The following is an 18,769-nucleotide window of genomic DNA, read 5'->3' on the forward strand; positions in this document are numbered from 1 at the left end:
ACTTGCCCCGGAAGCTATGGAACAGATCACATTGGCCAGGTCCACTTTACGACACTCCACTGTTGGGGGTGAAGGCCCACCCTGTCGAGAGCGTTCAGCGAGTGGGGGTAGGAGCCCTCGATTTGTGTCAAGACAAAAAGAAGGTGCCCGCCGCACAGGCGAAGCTATAAAACAAAACAGCTTAAGGTATAGATCAGCAGCAGCTATACTCAGCCAACAACAACCGCTACTCCAGCCCCCCAGCAGCCGGAGGCCGCCATATTCCTTACACTCGGACGCGAGCGAGGGCGAAAGCCAAGTTACACAGACAAGGGCGAAGGAACATCAAAAGTCCCCTACTTCGATACAAACACACTCGCAACCGCTTTCCGCACACTGCCATGCTTCTCCAGTAAGGCAGAAGCCGTGGCTTCATCAGCCCCTGTCTCAGCCATGACCATGCGCACACCGCGGTGGTATAACTTGTGGTTCGTCAGCTGCATGTCCACCATCTTGTTCCCTCGCACACGACCAAGCTGGATCATCACGGTTGTGCTGAGCATGTTGAGCACCAGTTTCTGGGCGGTACCGGCTTTCATACGCGTGCTGCCTGTCACAAACTCCGGGCCTACCACCACTTCTACCGGATACTGCGCCTCGGCTGCCACCGGGCTGCCGGTGTTGCATACAATACAGCCTGTTGCCAGGCCATACTCGTTTGCCATGCGCAGACCGCCAATAACATAAGGCGTTGTGCCAGAAGCTGCTATACCTACGATCACATCATGCTCGTCCAGGCCGTACTCTTTCAGGTCTTCCCAGGCCTGCTCCATGTCGTCTTCGGCAAATTCCACCGCTTTGCGGATGGCTGTGTCACCGCCCGCGATCAAACCCACTACCATGTCAAACGGCACACCAAAGGTCGGTGGGCACTCCGAGGCATCCACCACGCCCAGACGTCCGCTGGTACCGGCGCCGATGTAGAACAGGCGGCCACCTTTTTTCATGCGATCGGCCACCACCTCGGCCAGTTTTTCTATTTGTGGCAACGATTTTTCCACGGCCAGGGGTACTGTTTTGTCTTCACGGTTGATGTTCTCCAACACTTCCCTCACCGACATCTTCTCCAGATTGTTATAGTTCGAGTCTTTCTCGGTCGTAATTTCCATTTTGTGTAATTATAATTCCTTCTTAATCAATCGCTCTACCTGTGGGCTATACCTTATTTGGCAGGCTCATACTCCAGGCACGCGATTTTCCCATCCATTGTGCTCACCACCACCCTGTTTTTGCCCATCGGCATTACCGGGTTCATGAGGCTGTTTGAACTTTTGTATTTCCAAAGTACCTCGCCGCTCTGTCGGGCCAGCGCGCTGACCATACCCGAGTGCGAAGGCACAAACACGACATTGTTACTTTCGATAATAGCTGAGGGTGCCAGCTCGTAAGGCAGCTGCAGGGGCGATTTCCAGTCCACCTGCAAGTTGTTGGCCGATGTGGAGATGCCGTATACCTGACCGTCCATCGTTTTCACATACACCAGCTTACCATCGGCTGACATCCCCATCGACTCCCGCATGCGGCCATCTTTCATTTGCTCACGCCAGATCACTTCGCCAGTGTTAGCATCCAGGGAGGTCATAAAGCGGTCGGGTGCTACGATAAAGATGCGACCATTAACGGCTACCGGGTAGCAGGCGGCCGGGGAGAACATGCGGTTGCTGGAGCCGTTGCTCCACTTCCAGGCCAGCTGCCCTGTTTTGGCATCGAGGGCGTAAAATTCGTTGCCCCAGCTCCCGAAATACACTTTACCCTGGTAAAGCAAAGGCTTGGTCACTACAAAGTTATTCACCTGGTCGAAATCCCAGCGCAGTTTGCCGCTTTTCAGATCAAGCGCCCGGAAGTGTCCGTCCGAAGCGCCAATATAAACCACACCTTTTTCAATAAGCGGTGAGCCTAGAACAGGTCGGTTGGCGGTGTACTTCCATACCAGCTTGCCATTAGCTGCAGACAGTCCATAGATGTTGTTGTCGGAGGAGCCCACTACCACAATACCGTTAGCTACGGCCGGCGTGGAGTATATCTTGCCCTGGGTGCGGAAAGTCCATTTACGTTTACCAGTATTCTGGTCCAAGGCGTATACCTGGCCGGTAGTGTTGGTGGCAATCACCAGGTTTTTGTGAAGTGCGGTTCCTGCGCCTACATCGCTGTCGTCCTGGTATTCCCAGAGCAGCTTTACGTTCGGGTACAGTTTGTTCACCGCAAAAGACGGCCGGTGGTGCCTGGTCGGGTCATTGGCGAAATCATGTTTCACGAGCGGCACTTCCAGCCATTTCGGCAGTGTCTCTATACCTGGCCTACGTTGCTCAAAGCTGGCCATGCCCTCAGCAAATGTCACAATGTTATACCCGCCAACTGGTTCTTTGGCGCGCAGGTTAGAGCGGCCCATCACGGCAGGTATACCGTCGTAGCTAAATTTGCGGTTGCCGTGTCCATGGCCGTGCAGAATGAGTTGGGTATTGCGGGCGCGCAGCCGGTCAGTTACGTCGTACCAGTTGTTGAGCGAAGAATCCTGCGGGTAGTGGTTCAGGAATATCACCGGCATGTCTGGGTCGGGCAAGTGGTTTAGCACCGAGTCGAGCCACACAATGTTTTCGCGTGGAATCTGGCCGGGGCCCATGCGCATGTTCGGTCCTGAGCCAGTTCCGGCAAAGAGGTAGCCTTTGTGGGTAAAGGCGAACGTCTCCGCCCCGAAAACAACCCGAAAGCTGTTGCTGCCGCTCTCCGACCAATTGGAGTCGTGGTTGCCAGGCAGAATGTACCAAGGTTTTTTGATCGTATCGAAGATTTGCCTGGCCAGCTTGAGCTCCTCGTCAGAACCGAATTCCGTGATGTCGCCCGTGATGACCACAAACTCAAGGTTGGGATTGTCGTTGATATCGGCGATGGTACGCTCGAGGTCTTCCTGTGCAGTGGGATTTCCGATGTGGGTATCGGATACGAAGGCAAATTGGAATGATTGCGCCAGGCAAAAGCTGGAAACCAGCATTAGAGCGATAAACGCTACATACCTTTTTATTTTCATTGATTCAAGGTATTGATAAAACAAAAGGACCCAGCCATAAAAACCAAAAATGTACCCATCCTGCTCATGCAGCTTTTGTTTGGAGAACTAGCGCAGAAAACCGCACAAAAGCGCACGAGCAAAACGAATACTGTCCCTTTATTTAGGTTAAAAATAGAAAGCATATTTCATTAGTCCAAATTTTTAAGCATGTTTTTTTCTCAAATCAGCAAAAAAGCGCAATAATAGCCGTTTTGCGAATCCTAACCAACTCCTATACCTGCAGAAACATGCAGCAAATTTCTGGCGGGAATCTTTACTTTCTGCTAACGAGTTGCCTGAAGCGCGGCAGCTCTGCGTACAGGCTAGCCCCTGGGCAAGAGGTCTGCGCAAAATCTTTGTGTGCACCCAGGCTGTCGGCAGGTATAGCAAAGCGTCTCGCCAGGGCTGGCACCAGTATTTCAAGCGTCTTCATCTGGGCCTCGGTAATAGCCTCCTTCTCAAAATTACCTTCCACCACTACCAGCAAGTGCCCGGCCGGGTCGTAACTCGTATTGGAGTCGCCGGCGTAATTCAGGTCGCGCGCCTCGCCTACTGCTCCATGCACATCCACATACAGGTGATAAGGCACATCGGCCCAGGCGGGCTTCATGCGGCCATCTGCTAAAGGGCTTTCCTCTTGCGAGAACTTCTGCAGGCTGCGCAGCTTATCCGCCAGGCTGCGGTCAAACAGTTGCGGCACACCGGTGTGGTGTATTGTCAGACGGGTGAGTTGGTGCGGACGCATCGGCAGCACTGGTTCCCTGGCCCCCCACTCCTCCCGCGTCAGGTAGGTTATACCTTCCGGAATCAGCGGGGCATCGGAGGTGGCAGCTGGTTTTTGGCAGCTGATAAATCCAGCCAGGGCAAACACCATTATAAGTATCTTTTTCATGCAATAGCTATTGTTCGTCTAAGCGCAGGTATAGCGCTGTTATTTCTAGTGTCCCAGCAATTCATCCAGCCTTACAAACTCGTAGCCTTTCTCTTCCAACCTCGAGAGCAGCTCATCCAGCCGGTTATAAAACTTATCCTTTCGCCTCGAATCGGTGCCGATGTGCAACAGTAGCATAAACCCATTGAGCCCGTTCTGATCCTTCGCTTCGTAAGCCAAAATGGACTGCATCACTGTCTCGGAGTCCACGTAGCGGTTGCCCATTTCGGGGTAGGTATAGTCGGCGGCCGAGCGGGTACCGGGCGTAAAGTTCACCAGTTGCAAGCCCTCCGCCTTGGTCCAGTTGGCGATGCTGCGGTTGTACCATTCGTAAGGCGGCAGAAAGTAAGGCGCTTGCGACTTCTTCACACCAAAGCCTTCCATGCGCCGGTAATTCTTCCGAAGGTCCTTGCTGAACTGCTGCTGCGTTACCAGCAGGCTGTCGCGTTTTGTCCAGTCGCAGTACAGCAGGTGCTCGTCGGAATGCGCGCCCAGGTAGTGTCCGCCTTTGTTCAAACCCTGGATCAAGGACTTAAAAGCCGGATTCCTGTAGAAATTGCCGGTCAGCAAGAAGGAGGCTTTCGCCTGGTGCTTCTGCAGCGTCTGGCTGATCTCTTTTCCTCCGTCCGCAAATTCATCGCCGGTAAAGATCAGTGCGATCTGCCGTATGGTCGTGTCGCCCCGGATGATGGCGCCGTAGCGATCTACGATTACTTTTTTACCGGCCTCCCCTCCCGTGAGCTATATTCTTTGGAGGCTAGCAGGTAAATCAGCGAAGCAGTTCCGTCCATGGTTGGCTCGTTGGTGCTGTAGTCGCCGAAATCGTCGTGGTACACGGCCAGTTTAGACTGGAACTCGGCATAGGCGTCCTCGTTGTAGAGCTTCAGGTGCTGCAGGTTGCTGAAGATGCTGCCATATACCGGTCCGTCCACTAACCCGCCATCAATCGGGTACTTGTTCAGACGGGTGAAGGCTGAGTGCGGATCGATCGGGGTGTCGCCGTGAGCAGGTAAGCCGTACACCATGCTGGTACCCCAGGGGTTCACGCCAAATAGCCAGTCAAAGTTAGCCTGCTCCAGTTCCGCGTAAGTCTGGTCGACGGACAGCTGCCGGTATAGAAAGCTTTGGATGGCAAACGAGGTTGTCAGGTTGTTGGAGCACCAGATAAATGGCACGCCGCGGTAAAAGGCGTTCTTCTTTGCCTTGGCGTATACCTTTTCTATACCTTCTTTGTAGAAACCGATCAGCTCTGTCTTTGTCTTCTCATCCGACTTCTTGGCCAGCTCAAAGTGCCCGAAATTGTGAAACGGATACCACTGGTAGTGACGGGCCGTATCAGCCCCCATCCAAGGTGTTACCTTTTCCTGAAGTCCGTAAGCATAGGCCTGCTTAAAAAATTCCTGCTTGCCAGTGAGCTGATAAAGAGCCGCGGCGCCCAGCTGCATGTCGTCTACCCAGTTGTCTTCCTCATAGAAATAAGGCGCCCGGTTGGGTGCGGTCTGGGCTACACCCGGCTTAGCAAGTCCGAGTTTGTAGGCCGACTGTGCTTTCTGACCAAACAAATTAGACAAGTTCTGGTCTTTGGAGCTATAGATTTGAGCGGCCAAACCAAAGGCACTGGTAAACTTCCCGGCAATAGAGGCTACGCCGGTCGCCCGATTCTGGTACTTGCCCAGGCCCTGCGGCTCCCCGGAGGCAAAGTACACCGGGCGCGGACCACCGCCCCCCATACCATAGTCTACCGGGTCATTTGTGGGCAGGCGCATCCCCTGGTGATCACGGTCGTCGGCCAGTTGGTTAAACAGCCAGTCTTCGCGAGGGTGCATTTTCAGGAGCCAGTCCAGTCCCCATTTCGCCTCGTCGAGCACATCGGCCACCCCGTTGGTGCCTTCCAGACCATTGGCCTGGTGCTTGTCGGTGAACACCCCCGGGAAGTCGCGGTAGGCGGCCAGCAGGTGATAAGTAGCGTTGGCCGAGGTGGTGGCATACTGCAGGTAGTCGGAGGCGTCGTGCCAGCCACCCGACACATCAATGATCGTGCTGTCGGGCATGGGACCATACATGGTATAGCCGTCGTGGGTATGGCAGGAGTCTTTCAGGTAGGGATTGAAACCGCTGCGTTGCTGGCGCATGTAGCGCAGGGCAAAATCCGCAGTGCCTTGGTATACGTCTGCGTCGATCCGGAACTCCGGCGATTTGGCAGCTCCGGCCTGCAGGTAGTAGGTACCTGGTTTTCTGAAGGCCGTAAAATTGAGCCGGTACGACTCTTCAAAAGGACCATAGGCGCCAAAGGCATCACCCGCCTTGCCTTTGTACACCACTTTACCAGTAGCCGCATCAACAAGCTCAAAACGCTTCAGCTTCACTTTCGCCTTGCTCCCCCAAACGGCTACTTTTATACCTGTGGGGGTATAGCCTAGTTGGTTGATGCGAATCCAGGCTCCTCCTTTGGCCGCTATACCTGTTTCCTCAAAATCAGGCGTGGCCTTGTTTGAAAAAGCAATGGCATTGGCCGTCACAATCAGGGCAGCCAGCACCAGGGCGAGTAATGTCTTCTTACGGTTCATGTCTCAGCAGATTTTGTTTTCTTTCAGCGGCCCTCTACCTATCGCACCTTCTTCAGGTATACGTTAGACGGATTGCTTTCATTCTTGAGCCTGTCGATGGAGGTTACCACATATTTATAGGTCTTCCCTCTTTCGGCAGTCTCGTCGTAGAAGCCCAGCTCATAATCGTTGAACTGAATGTGACGAATGTTGCGTGCCTGCTCCAGGTTGATCGGCTCCTTCTCGTCGAAGCGGTATACCACAAATCCATACACATCTGCCTCCTGATCCGGGTAGTCCCATCTGATCACGGCTTTGCGCAGCCTCGGGAATAAGAGCAGGAATTTGTCTTCGCGCAGGTTAGCCGGCTTGGCGGGCTTAGCCATACCGAGCCAAGGCATTACCGGCGGCAGGGCCGGGTAGCGGTACAGGTCATGCTGGAGCGAGTCGCGGAAGCCGGCCAGGTTGTTGGTCAGGGAGCGGGAGCTGAAATACACGCTGCCCTGTACACGCGGGTTGTCGCGCAGGTAGCGCACCTGGTTGGGCAGTTGCTGCGGATCGCGCCAGCCATCGCGGTCTTCCATGGCCCGGTAAGCGCCCTGGCCGATGTACACATGCTTGCCATAGGCGTTGGCGGCCCACCAGTCCAGCAGCTTTTCATAAGGGGCCGGGGTATAGCCGAAAGCGAAGTAAAGCTGTGGGTTGATATAGTCGATCCAGCCTTCCTGCACCCACTTGCGGGCATCGGCATACAGGGCGCTATACCCTGACAGGCCATTGCTCTCCGACCCTGCCGGGTCCTGCGCTTTGTTGCGCCAGATACCGAAAGGGCTGATGCCGAACTTCACGTATTTTTTCTCTTTCTTGATCGCTTCCGACAGGTCTTTGATCAGCTGGTCCACGTTGTTGCGGCGCCAGTCCTCTATGTTTGTTATGCCCTGCTCATGCAGCATATAGGTGATCGAGTCAGGCAGGGCGGTCTTGCCCGGGTAGGGGTAAAAGTAGTCGTCGAAGTGAATGCCGTCGATGTCGTAGTTGCGCACCACGTCCATGATCACGTCCACCAGGTAATGGCGCACCTCAGGCAGGCCGGGGTTAAAGTATTTTTTATCGCCGTAGGTAAAGAACCAGTCCGGCTGGATGCGGGAGATATGCTCGGAGCTCACCAGCGAATCGACGAGGCTGGTGGAGGCCCGGTAAGGATTTATCCAGGCGTGGAGTTCCATACCGCGCTTGTGCGCTTCCTCAATGGCAAACTCCAGCGGATCGTAAAAGGGCTCGGGCAGGGTGCCTTGCTTGCCGGTCAGGAACATGCTCCACTGCTCGCGGCCTTTGGCATAAAAGGCATCGGCTGATGGGCGCACCTGCAGCATCACGGCATTGATACCTGTTTTCTGGTGTGCGTCGAAAATGTCGATGAGCTCCTGCATCTGCTGCTGGGAGTCAACGCCCTGTTTTGGCTTGGAGGGCCAGTCAATATTCTGCACGGTGGCAATCCACACACCTCTGAATTCTCGCTTGGGAGGATGTTTGGATACCTGGGCAAATAAGCTGATCGAACTGAGCAGCAGGGTGGCTAAGAGTGTAAAGTTTCTAATCATTGTTCCGGTTGGGCATAGGGGTGGCTAAAAAAAAGCCCTCCGATAGGTTTAGTAAAGGAGGGGCTCTTTCATGGTCGTAAAACTATTCGTAGGCTAATCTATCACTGTGTAATTTACTATGCAAGTTTGCTTTGAAGAAACAGGCATTACTTTAAAAGCAAGGGAAAAATCCCGGGGCCAGCGCAGCCCCGGGTATTACCACCTTATCTTTCTCTCCAATAATCGATGTTACTGGCGGCAGGCTTCTCCACGTAAGTACCTCTGATCTGAGTTGAATACACGCGATTCAAGCTAGTTAGAGTTACTGAGTTTTGAATGAATGGTGCCGTTGTAGCAGGGTCGTATGTAGTGCCCGATGGATATACCTTGAAGGTATAAACACCTCTCTTCAACTCTACGTACGGGCTGTGCCCTTTGAAATTAATGTTCTTACCAAGCTCAACGATCTCCATAGGCTCCGCTGGTTTATCGCCGGTCGCTGGAATGGCCGCACGCACTGCATACGCATCCACCGCAAACGGAATGTTCACCATGGTGTTCACAAATCTCCACCAGATCTTGGTTACATCAGATGGTGGCAGCACGTCCTCAATTATAAAGGTCTCGTAACTTGGCTTTACACCTACCAAATAAGCAGAGTAGAACTTATTGTTGGCTAGGTTCACCGAAGAGGTAGCCAACACATCTGCTGTTCCTTTACCAGTTGTAACCGTATCAATTACGCTCATGGAAAAAGAACCTGCAGGCAGCAAGGCGTATGCGTTACTTGGGTATACCGAAGCGTACGCATTCCCCAGAACCTGACCCGCTGTAGTAGGCGCCACGCCTGTCACCTTATTGTTGTCCAGGTAAAAGTTAGATCGGGGAGCATCCTGCGCGTGGAAGAAGAACTTAACGTAAGCCCCTTCTCCTACTGGTTTTGCTACTTCCGGTATTTCGTTTTTCTCACAGGCAACCAGCATCAGGCCGGCTCCTATAAACAACATTGCTCTATTTAATATCTTTCTCATAACGTTTCAATCAAATTATTAACGTTTGCTGAACCAAGTTTCAAAGGTATGGTAGTCTTCCTCAAAGCCACCCATTGCACGAATCGCCTCTTGGTTCCACATATAATCTGAGTTGTATCTCGGACGAGCTCTGTAAGCTGGCTTGCCCATGTTTGCTACGTTCAGCGCGCTTGGCAACACAAAGCCAGTATAAACTTCTCCATCCTGGTTGTAATGATATCTTCTCATGTCAGACCATGTCTCCAGGAAGCCCCAACCCCATGTGGCAATGTATTTCTGCAACATGATCTTAGAGAGTGTCAGGCCTTCAGTATTTGTTGGCATCATCACTTCGCTTGCCAGGTAAGCTGCTTTGCGGGTATCATACACAGCAGGATCTGGCGCGTAAGCACGGGCAAAGTCGATGTGCGCCGTTACGCCGTTTCTGTAGGCCTGCAGCGCAATGTCCTTCTTACCAGCAATCCAGGCGGCCTCAGCCTTAATGAACTGCAGCTGAGAATAGGTCATAAGCGGGAATTTAGCCGCGTTTGCAAAGAAATAGATCTGCGGACCGGTTGGCACAGTAGATACTCCGGTAGCATTCCACAGGTTTTTAGGGATGCGCGGGTCAGTTGAGCTCGGGAACTCCGTCAGGCCAAGTGTAGGCGTAATACCTCTGTACTCGCCGTCAGGAGACGGCGCCAACATGGCTGTAATACGCGGGTCCTTCAGGTGCTGGTTTGCAAACACAGGGTCTGTTCCCTGCAAGTTAGCGTCAGTTAATGCAGCGTTGGTACCGTCCAACAGACCAACGATGTACTTTGTCTGGCGGTTAGAGGCGATGTTGTTGCGAAGCGGACCAAAGAAGTTGGTGTTCGCACTAACAGTACCCTCAAAGCGGATCATAGCGTTGTCAGCGTTGCTGGCCAGTGACTTGTCCACATACTCGATCACTTTATTAGGGTCGTAAGACGCCTTGTTTGTCAGGCGATGCGCGTTAATAGCAAGCATACCATAGGCAAAACGCTTCCACTGCTCTCTGTTTCCGGCGTAGATCAAATCGCTCTTTGCCAGACCAGAGCTACCTGCGTCAAGACCGTCTGTACGCTCCAGGCTCTTGATGCCTTCTTCTAGCAGACGCTTGATCTCTGGATATACAACATCCTGCTCGTCGTAGTTGAAGACACGCTTCTCAGGGTCAAACGCCTCCGTCATGATCACCGGACCGTGATAGTCGGTGAGGGTCTGCCAGCCGTACGCACGCATGATATGGCCCACACCTACGAAGTCATACTTCTTGCTGCGCTCGCCGCTTTCGATCATGTCCGACAGGTTGTAGCCCATGCTCCAATACACGGCTCTCCAAAGCTGCGCATACGTGTCTGACAGGGGGTTACCGTGCTGGTCGATTGCGTTGTTGGCTGTCGTGTTAGCCCAGTTCTGCACATACTGTCCGGCAAAGCGACCGTCCCACTGCACGGCTACAGCCATTTCAGACTGTATCTGAGGGAGGAACAGTTCCGGCTGCAACAAGGCATCCGGTCCGTTCGGGTTTGTGTTTACGTCAAGGTAATCTTTACAACCAGATGCCGAAAACACGCTGGCCGCTATAAGAGAAGCTACTAATATCTTTCTCATTTTCATTTTAATTAAAATCCTGCTCTAATACCAAAGTTAATTCCTCTTGGCAACGGGAAGTTACCGTAATCGAGGCCGGAGCCACCGGCACCACCTACTGCAGCAGAGTTACCATTCGCTACCGGGTCAAGTCCTGAGTAGTTCGTGATCAGGAACAGGTCTGTTCCTGTTACAAACACGTTCAGGTCCTCGACGAACTTAATGCGCTGCATGATGCTGGTCGGCATGCGGTAGTTCAGTGTCACGTCGCGCATACGTACCCAGTTCACGTCTTTCTCCACAAAGTTCTGGTGCGGGTAAATAGAAGACCAGTAATCAGAGTTTCTGTAAAGGTCGATCGGAATGTTGTTCTGCGTTGGGTTGGCTGTGTTTTCCAAACCGTCTCTTAGTACACCTGTCACAACACGTGGCGTCTCACGATCAAGTGTGCGCTTGCTCAGACCTGTTACTGTCAGGTAGTGCTCTGTTGCATTGTACACGTCGCCACCTTTGCGGATGTCGAGCAGGAAGTTCAGCGACAGGTTTTTGTAAGTGAAGGTGTTTGTCAGACCGATGTTGAAGTCTGGGTTACGGTCACCTACCACTACCCACTCGCTTGTGTTCAGCAGCGGAAGACCAGTTGAAGGGTTGATCAGCACGTCGCCGTTGTCGTTACGCTGGTAGTCGTAACCTGTGAAGGTGGTCAGAGGACCGCCCAGACGCGAACCCACGCGCACGTTGCCGTACAACCAGGTGTCAGAGTTGTAGAACTCCTGCACGTCGCCTGGTAGCTTGGTCAGCTTGCTTTCGTTCTTAGTAAAGTTCATGAGAACATCCCACGAGAAGTTGCTCTTCTGGATCGGCGTACCGTTCAACTGAAGCTCTATACCTGAGTTCTCCATCTCACCGGCGTTGAAGGTCATCAATACGAAACCAGTTGCATAGCTCAGACGCAGGTTCTGCACGATCTGGTCAACAGACTTCTTCTTGAAGTAAGTCGCGTCGATGCCGAAGCGGTCGTTGAAGAACTTCAACTCTGTACCGAACTCGTAAGAAGTCGTCATTTCCGGACGCAGGTTCAGGCTTGGGCCAGTGAAGCCGTAACGGAAACCACCACCTGTCGTTTGAGCTGACTCGTAGAACGGACGGATGCTGTACGGACGGGCATCTTTACCTACCTGGGCAATAGAGGCTCTTAACTTACCATAAGACAGTACATTCTTAAAGCCCTGGAATGGCTCCAGCTCAGTGAACACAAAGCTCAGACCCGCAGATGGGTAGAAGAAAGAGTTGTTCTGCACTGGCAGCGTAGAACTCCAGTCGTTACGGCCTGTCAACGTCAGGAAGAGGATGTCGTTGTAGCTTGCGTTGAAGCTACCCCAGGCACCTACCAGGCGACGCTGCGTCAGGTTGTTGTAAGCGCGCTGTGTTGTAAGGGCTGTGTTGTTGATCGAGTACAGGTTTGGCGCCATGAACTGCTCGCCTGTAGCAGCGGCACTGAACGTGTTCCAGTCGTAAACAGTGCTACCTAATTTAATGTCGGTGCGCAGTTTGTCGTTAAACAGCGTAGGGGCTGTGAACTGAGCATAGTACTGGAACGTCAGGTTGCGGTTTGTCACCACGGCCTGGTCAAAGATACCTCCGAAAGAGCGACCAGCGTTAGACTCTGGGTGACGCACGATCGTGTTTTTCTCTGTATAGTAGTCTACACCTGCCTGGCCAACGAGTTTCATCCAGTCTGTTACATCAGCGGTCAGGGTAGCGTTCAGTCTGTAACGGTCTGTCAGGGAGTTGAAGATGTTTTTGTTCACGTTGAAGAACGGGTTCTCAACTGCTGTTGCAAATGGCGCAAAGTCTCTTCTGTTTCCGCTTGGAGTCAGGTAGTTGCTTGCATCATCTGTGGATGGCCAGCGCAACAACTGCAGCAGCGGACCACCGGCACCTCTGAAAGCCTGGTCGTTGTCAGAACGAGTGTAGTCGAAGGTTACGTCTGTAGAAAGACGCTTGCTCAACTTAGCCGTGATAGCCGAAGAAAGGGTGATACGCTCCAGACCAGTGTTCGGAATGAAACCCTGTGCATCGGTGAAAGAGCCGGAGATGCGGTACTGAGCTGCTTCGTTGCCGCCTGTGAAAGCAATGTTGTGCTTCTGTGTAAAGGCGTCGTCGAAGAAGTTTTTCACGTTGTCGTAGAACTGCACTTCAGATGGATAAGGCGCACCGAAGAACCCGATATTCTCATCGCCATCAACGGTGAAGCCGTTGATACCTCTGTCGTATTTCTGCTGAATCTCTGGGTAGCGCACGATGCGGTCAATACGGAAGCTGTTGCTGTAGTTGATACGGGCTTTACCGGCCTGACCACGCTTAGTTGTAATAACGATGGCGCCAGAAGCCGCCTCTATACCGTAAAGAGCAGCCGCTTCAGGACCTTTCAGTACGGTAATGCTTTCGATATCCTCCGGGTTGATGTCGGCGGCACGGTTAGTAAAGTCTACACCTCTGTTTTCGAACGAACGGGCTGTACCGCCGATAGAAGAAGCAAAAACACCAGTAGAAGTAGTATTGTTGCTGATCGGAAGGCCGTCTACTACGAACAGTGGCTGGTTGCTGCCGCTCAGGGAGCTGATACCACGGATCACGATAGAAGAAGAAGAACCTGGCAGACCGGAAGAAGCGTTCACTTCCACACCTGCCACGCGACCAGCCAGGCCATTCACGAAGTTCTCGCGCTGCGTCTGGGCGATAGTAGCACCTTTAACCTCTGTTACGGCATATCCCAGGGCTTTCTTTTCCTGTTTGATACCGAGGGCGGTTACCACAACTTCGTTCAGGCTCTGCTCATTTGCCTGTAGGGCCACGTTGATAACAGTATTCGTGCCCACAGGTCTCTCAGCAGACTTCATACCGATAAAACTGAACACCAGTACATCCGTTGGTGCTACCGAAATAGAGAATTTGCCATCCGTGTCGGTGTTGGTACCACGCGGCTGACCTTTAACAGCTACTGTTACACCAGGTAGCGGGGTATTGTCGGAGGCGGCAGTTACCGTGCCGGTTACAGTCGTGCTTTGGGCATTGGCTGTAAAGTGAAACAGGAGGAAACATATCCCCCATAGGTAACATTGTAATTTTTTCATCATAACTACGTGGCTATTGGTTAAGATTATTGTGGGTAGATTGGTTATAGGTTATTTGGTAAAACATAGAATTAATTCGCTTCAGGGCACCCGCCGGTTACAGCAACAAGCATCTTTGCATAGTACAATCCAGCAGGCAGTATGCGCTTCCTTAAATATCGGTATATATTAAACTTACATTAAAACTAATAAAAAAGGCCATTAGCACACAGGTTACTGCAATGATTTTAGCTAAAAAAGAAAAAAGCAGCAATACAAGATTACATGTAAAAACGCAAATTCATGCATATAAAATTACACTTATTTAATATATTTTAAAACTTTTATTTTAATTTATATATCTACATGCCGATTTTATGCTTCTATTGCTTTTAAAGATGCATTTACTTATAAGCTCATGATAGCGTCATCTTTCAAAAAACGCACAATTCAGCAATTGCTGGAGCATCAAAAAAGCAAGTGCAGGCAGGCATCATTTAAGTGCGCCAGGTATAATAAGGCAACTCGCTTAGCCATAACACCTTCCGCCCAGGTTCACTTCGGCGCTTGCATCGCAAGATCACGTCCCAAAATTTTTCAATCGACCGTTATCCACTATCAGGGATAGAGCAGGTAATTCAGGCGCATTTGCTTGTACTGGCTCAACCCTGGCTCCCAGCTCTTCCGGATCCCCTCCTCCGACGCGCCTGCCACGATTTGCTCCTTGAACTTTTTGGTACCGGCCAGCTTGTCGATGCTGCCGATCTGGTTGCTTTGCGACTGGTCGAAGAAACGTGCTTTATCGGGATAAGCCTGGTACAGTTCGATCATCCAGCTCAGGTTAATTCTGCCTGTCTTCCGGAAAGTGCTGACATCGTAATTGCGCAGATCCAGGCCGTAGCATACTCTGTCCTGGTGCAGTGGCGTTTCGGCCATTCCTTTTATACCTGTAGGGGTGTAGCTGAAGGTGTACTTGTCTTTCATGTCCGGGTGCCCCATGACAGTGAATGGAAACATGGTGCCGCGGCCGTGGTTAAAAATAGTGCCTTCGAAAAGGCAGGTAGATGGGTATAGCAGAATAGCCTGCTGCGTGTTCAGGTTAGGAGAAGGCCACACGGGCAGGTCATAGGGCATGTCGTGGTTGTAGTTCTTCACCTTCACAATCCTGAGTTTGCACTGCACACCGTTGGCCAGCCACTTCTCCCCGTTAATCATCTGGGCAAACTCACCCACCGTAAGGCCATGCGCAATAGGGATAGGGTGAATACCGATACCCGACTTGTTTTCCGGCTCCAGTATAGGTCCGTCAATCAGGAAACCGTTGGGGTTTGGCCTGTCCAGCACCATAAGCTCTACCCCGTTTTCGGCACAGGCCTCCATCACGCGGTGCAGCGTAATCGTGTAGGTATAGAAGCGGGTGCCCACGTCCTGTATATCAAAGATCATCAGGTCCACGTCGGCCAGGTCTTCTTTAGAAGGTTTGTTGCGCTTGCCGTAAAGCGACACCACCGGTATACCTGTCTTAGGGTCCACACTGTCATCCACTTTTATACCTGCACTGGCATCGCCCCGAAAGCCGTGCTCCGGCCCGAATACCTTTACAATGTTCACCCCGAGCGCGTGCAAACTGTCTACGCTCAGCTTGTCGCCGATAATGGAGGTTGGGTTTACCACCATCGCAACACGCTTGCCCTTCAGGTATGGTAGGTAGGCTTCTGTTTGGTCAGCTCCTGTTATGATGGGAGCTGCAGCTGTTTCTGGTTTTGCAGACACGCTTTGCGCTTCAGGCGCTGTTTCCTGTTGCGGCGTTTTGCATGAGGCTGCCGTCAGAAGCAATGCCAGAGCGCTGTTTACCAGCACTTTCACAGTAAAGGAAGTATACATAGTAGCTTAATATCTCTAATGATCTACCCCTCGGTGAAGAGAGGACAAGAAGCGGATCACGCAGCTTTTTGCAAATTACTACGCTATTCCTGCTATTTCCTTCACTAATTAACTCATTTATATTTCAATATACCAAATTTTCAACCGATTAATTTATTAAATCCGCAAAAACATGCAACAAATCCGGCTTCCTGTTGCCATTTTGATAACCCATAAAACTAAAAGGCAGGTACAGCCTTCGCCATACCTGCCCTTCAAAAGCGGTCATTCCGGGTCAGTTTACCAGAAGATAATGTAGATAGCAGCCAGAACCAGCACAATGGCAAAAGAAGCCAGATTAAAGATCATATCGGTACGGAACAGCGACCTGTCGTACTGAATTGGATTAGACGGATAAATTCCCTGTACCTTGTTTTCATAGAGTGAGTACACAATCATCAGCGTGGACAACAGTAAAAACACCAGCCCCATCTGGTCGAGGAACGGCATGGCCGGAAATACCTGGTCGATGATGATACTGAAGGGCACGGAGGCAATGGCAGTGGCCAGAGCGGCATTGGAAGTGGCCCGTTTCCAAAACAACCCGAACACAAACAGCACTACTATACCTGGGCTCACGTATCCTGTATACTTCTGAATGAACTGGAAGATCTGCTCTTCTCCACCCAGCAGGGGTTCTGCCACCAGCACCGCGATGACAATGGCTGTCAGACTCACCAGCCGGCCAATGACTACCAGCTGTTTCTCGTTCGCATCTGGCTTCAGGTGCGCCTTGTAAATATCCATGGTGAAAATGGTAGCCGTGGAGTTCATCATGGAGCTAAGCGAGGACAGGGCCGCCGCCATTAGCGCAGCGAAGGCTAAGCCTTTCAGGCCGGTTGGCACCAGCGTGTTCAACAGCCAGGGATAGGCTTCGTCGTAGCGGCTGATTTCAGCATTGAGGGCGAAGGCCGCTATACCTGGTATCACCACCACCAATGGAATCAGCAACTTCAGGAAGGCAGCAAACACCAGCCCCCACTGTACTTCTTTTAAATTTTTGGCGGCCAGAGCACGCTGCACAATGTACTGGTTAAAGCCCCAGTAGCTAATGTTGGCAATCCACATACCACCAAAAAGCACCGTCATGCCCGGCAGATTTTTGTAGAAAGGATTTTCTTCCGATAGAATCATGTCAAATTTCTCGGGTGCTTTTTCCAGCAGCACCCCCATTCCCTTCCAGGCACCTTCGCCACCGCTCACGGCATCGAGTGCCAGAAAGGTCGTTACCAAACCACCCATTATCAGAAAGACAACTTGAATCACATCGGTCCAGGCCACCGCTTTGAGGCCGCCGTAAATGGAGTAGGACACGGCTACTACCGCCAGCCCCACAATGGCCCACATGGTGCTCACGCCAAACACCACACTCAGGGCGAGGGCCGACAGGTATAGCACCGTGGTCAGGTTCACGAAAATGTAGAGCATGATCCAGAAAATGGCCAGACTGGTGCGGATGCGGTCGTCGTAGCGCAGCTTCAGGAACTGCGGCATCGTGAAAATGCCTTCTTTTATATAAATAGGCAGGAAGAATTTGGCTACGATAATGAGCGTAGCCGCCGCCATAAACTCGTAGCTTGCTATACCCAGGCCAATGGCAAAACCCGAACCCGACATGCCGATAAACTGCTCGGCCGAGATGTTGGAGGCGATGAGTGAGGCACCTATAGCCCACCAGGGCAGCGACTTACTGGCCAGAAAGTAATCGGTTGAGTTTTTGATGTGACCTTTCTTTTCGCGCGACACCCAAATGCCGACTGCTATAATGAGCACACAGTAGCCAATAAAAATGGCAAAATCCAAGGCGGAAAAATTCATTGCAAGTTTAGTTAGAATAGCTAATATCAAATATTTGATGCAATAAAGAGCATTTGAAGGAACAGTTATTTTCTTACAACTTCCATCGGCGCTTTTCAGGTGGCCTCTACAAGGCCCCGCAACACCCTGGCGGCTGCCTCAGGCGTAATGTCGCGCTGCGGATTGCCCATCATTTCATAGCCTACCATAAACTTCTTGACCGTGGCCGAGCGTAGCAGCGGCGGATAAAAATGCATGTGAAAATGCCAGCCGGGATGCTCCTGCCCATCGGTAGGACTTTGGTGTATACCGCAGGAGTACGGGAACGACACACCGAACACCCGGTCGTAAGTGACAGTGAGCGCCTGTAGTACCTTGCTGAAACCATCCTTCTCAGCATCCGTCATTTGCCCGATGTGTTGGAAATGCCGCTTGCTGATGACAATGGTTTCGAAAGGCCACACCGCCCAAAAAGGTACCAGTACCACGAAGTGCTCATTTTCCACTACCACCCGCTCTTGCAGCTTCAATTCCAGTTGCAGGTAATCGGCCAGCAGGCTGCGGCTGTGGTGGGCAAAGTACTGCGCCTGTTGGGTGGTTTCTTTGGCTGGCTCTACGGGTACGGTGCTCTGAGCCCACACTTGTCCGTGCGGGTGCGGATTGCTGCAGCCCATGATACTGCCCTTGTTTTCAAAAATCTGCACATAGTTGATATAATCCAGACTACTGAGCTCCGCATACTCTTTTTGCCAGAGGTCCACCACTTTGCGGATATCAGCTGTACTCATCTCGGCCAGGGTAAGGTCGTGGCGCGGCGAGAAACAGATGACCCTGCATATACCACGTTCGCTCTCCGCCCGGATCAGGTCGCCTGCCACGTAGGCTCCTTCTGGTATGCCGTCCTGCAAGGCACCAAAATCGTTGTTGAACACGAAGGTTGTCGCGTAAGCCGGATTTTGCTCACCGCTGGCGCGGGTGTTGCCGGGGCACAGGTAGCAGGTCGGGTCGTAGGCGGGGCGGGAGTCATGGGGCTGTTCCTCCTGCTGCCCCTGCCACGGGCGCTTGGACCGGTGCGGCGATACCAGCACCCACTCCCCCGTGAGCGGGTTAAACCTGCGGTGAGGGTGTTCTGCCAAATCAAAAGTAGCCATATCGTTTTGGTTT

Annotated in this window: 12 protein-coding genes; all 12 read right to left on the reverse strand. The window is 52.1% G+C overall.

Translation table 11 applies throughout. The features are described 5' to 3' along the window. Window positions 1-335 precede the first annotated feature (335 nt). The 12 genes from murQ to BD749_RS16425 all read right to left on the reverse strand — a co-directional run bounded on the left by murQ (window position 336) and on the right by BD749_RS16425 (window position 18,756). Entirely contained in the window at window positions 336-1,148 is an 813-nt protein-coding gene (gene murQ, locus BD749_RS16375; protein ID WP_101446328.1) for an N-acetylmuramic acid 6-phosphate etherase, read from the reverse strand. Window positions 1,149-1,201: 53 nt separating this feature from the next. Further along, window positions 1,202-3,064 carry an outer membrane protein assembly factor BamB family protein gene (locus BD749_RS16380; RefSeq protein ID WP_101446329.1) on the reverse strand — a complete coding sequence of 621 codons (1,863 nt, stop codon included), beginning with the start codon at window positions 3,062-3,064 and terminating at the stop codon, window positions 1,202-1,204. Window positions 3,065-3,359: 295 nt separating this feature from the next. Further along, window positions 3,360-3,977, reverse strand: coding sequence for a peptidoglycan recognition protein family protein (locus tag BD749_RS16385; RefSeq protein WP_101446330.1), 618 nt, complete (start codon window positions 3,975-3,977; stop codon window positions 3,360-3,362). Between the two features lie 45 nt (window positions 3,978-4,022). Continuing rightward, complete coding sequence (locus BD749_RS19635; RefSeq protein WP_245869342.1) at window positions 4,023-4,586, reverse strand: polysaccharide deacetylase family protein; 564 nt, start codon at window positions 4,584-4,586, stop codon at window positions 4,023-4,025. A 140-nt stretch (window positions 4,587-4,726) separates the two neighbouring features. Then, window positions 4,727-6,583 carry a glycoside hydrolase family 9 protein gene (locus tag BD749_RS16390; RefSeq protein ID WP_180336432.1) on the reverse strand — a complete coding sequence of 619 codons (1,857 nt, stop codon included), beginning with the start codon at window positions 6,581-6,583 and terminating at the stop codon, window positions 4,727-4,729. A 38-nt stretch (window positions 6,584-6,621) separates the two neighbouring features. Continuing rightward, window positions 6,622-8,163 carry a glycoside hydrolase family 10 protein gene (locus tag BD749_RS16395; RefSeq protein WP_101446331.1) on the reverse strand — a complete coding sequence of 514 codons (1,542 nt, stop codon included), beginning with the start codon at window positions 8,161-8,163 and terminating at the stop codon, window positions 6,622-6,624. Window positions 8,164-8,366: 203 nt separating this feature from the next. After that, on the reverse strand, window positions 8,367-9,173 hold the full coding sequence (locus BD749_RS16400; protein ID WP_101446332.1) for a DUF4397 domain-containing protein: 807 nt from the start codon (window positions 9,171-9,173) through the stop codon (window positions 8,367-8,369). 18 nt (window positions 9,174-9,191) lie between these two features. Continuing rightward, window positions 9,192-10,790 (reverse strand): SusD/RagB family nutrient-binding outer membrane lipoprotein, encoded by a 1,599-nt coding sequence (locus BD749_RS16405; protein ID WP_180336433.1) that lies wholly within the window; start codon window positions 10,788-10,790, stop codon window positions 9,192-9,194. A gap of 11 nt (window positions 10,791-10,801) precedes the next feature. Further along, entirely contained in the window at window positions 10,802-13,909 is a 3,108-nt protein-coding gene (locus tag BD749_RS16410) for a SusC/RagA family TonB-linked outer membrane protein (RefSeq protein WP_101446334.1), read from the reverse strand. Window positions 13,910-14,503: 594 nt separating this feature from the next. Beyond that, window positions 14,504-15,769, reverse strand: coding sequence for an exo-beta-N-acetylmuramidase NamZ family protein (locus tag BD749_RS16415; protein WP_101446335.1), 1,266 nt, complete (start codon window positions 15,767-15,769; stop codon window positions 14,504-14,506). A gap of 279 nt (window positions 15,770-16,048) precedes the next feature. Further along, entirely contained in the window at window positions 16,049-17,626 is a 1,578-nt protein-coding gene (locus BD749_RS16420) for a sodium/sugar symporter (protein WP_101446336.1), read from the reverse strand. A 95-nt stretch (window positions 17,627-17,721) separates the two neighbouring features. Beyond that, on the reverse strand, window positions 17,722-18,756 hold the full coding sequence (locus BD749_RS16425; RefSeq protein WP_101446337.1) for a UDP-glucose--hexose-1-phosphate uridylyltransferase: 1,035 nt from the start codon (window positions 18,754-18,756) through the stop codon (window positions 17,722-17,724). Window positions 18,757-18,769: the final 13 nt, after the last annotated feature.

It is taken from the genome of Pontibacter ramchanderi, from assembly GCF_002846395.1.
GTDB lineage: Bacteria > Bacteroidota > Bacteroidia > Cytophagales > Hymenobacteraceae > Pontibacter > Pontibacter ramchanderi.

What these genes read in the sequence shown, in the direction of transcription:
- murQ (WP_101446328.1), bottom strand. Translation starts at nt 1,148, where the DNA reads ATGGAAATTACGACCGAGAAAGACTCGAACTATAACAATCTGGAGAAG.
- BD749_RS16380 (WP_101446329.1), bottom strand. Translation starts at nt 3,064, where the DNA reads ATGAAAATAAAAAGGTATGTAGCGTTTATCGCTCTAATGCTGGTTTCC.
- BD749_RS16385 (WP_101446330.1), bottom strand. Translation starts at nt 3,977, where the DNA reads ATGAAAAAGATACTTATAATGGTGTTTGCCCTGGCTGGATTTATCAGC.
- BD749_RS16390 (WP_180336432.1), bottom strand. Translation starts at nt 6,583, where the DNA reads ATGAACCGTAAGAAGACATTACTCGCCCTGGTGCTGGCTGCCCTGATT.
- BD749_RS16395 (WP_101446331.1), bottom strand. Translation starts at nt 8,163, where the DNA reads ATGATTAGAAACTTTACACTCTTAGCCACCCTGCTGCTCAGTTCGATC.
- BD749_RS16400 (WP_101446332.1), bottom strand. Translation starts at nt 9,173, where the DNA reads ATGAGAAAGATATTAAATAGAGCAATGTTGTTTATAGGAGCCGGCCTG.
- BD749_RS16405 (WP_180336433.1), bottom strand. Translation starts at nt 10,790, where the DNA reads ATGAGAAAGATATTAGTAGCTTCTCTTATAGCGGCCAGCGTGTTTTCG.
- BD749_RS16410 (WP_101446334.1), bottom strand. Translation starts at nt 13,909, where the DNA reads ATGATGAAAAAATTACAATGTTACCTATGGGGGATATGTTTCCTCCTG.
- BD749_RS16415 (WP_101446335.1), bottom strand. Translation starts at nt 15,769, where the DNA reads ATGTATACTTCCTTTACTGTGAAAGTGCTGGTAAACAGCGCTCTGGCA.
- BD749_RS16420 (WP_101446336.1), bottom strand. Translation starts at nt 17,626, where the DNA reads ATGAATTTTTCCGCCTTGGATTTTGCCATTTTTATTGGCTACTGTGTG.
- BD749_RS16425 (WP_101446337.1), bottom strand. Translation starts at nt 18,756, where the DNA reads ATGGCTACTTTTGATTTGGCAGAACACCCTCACCGCAGGTTTAACCCG.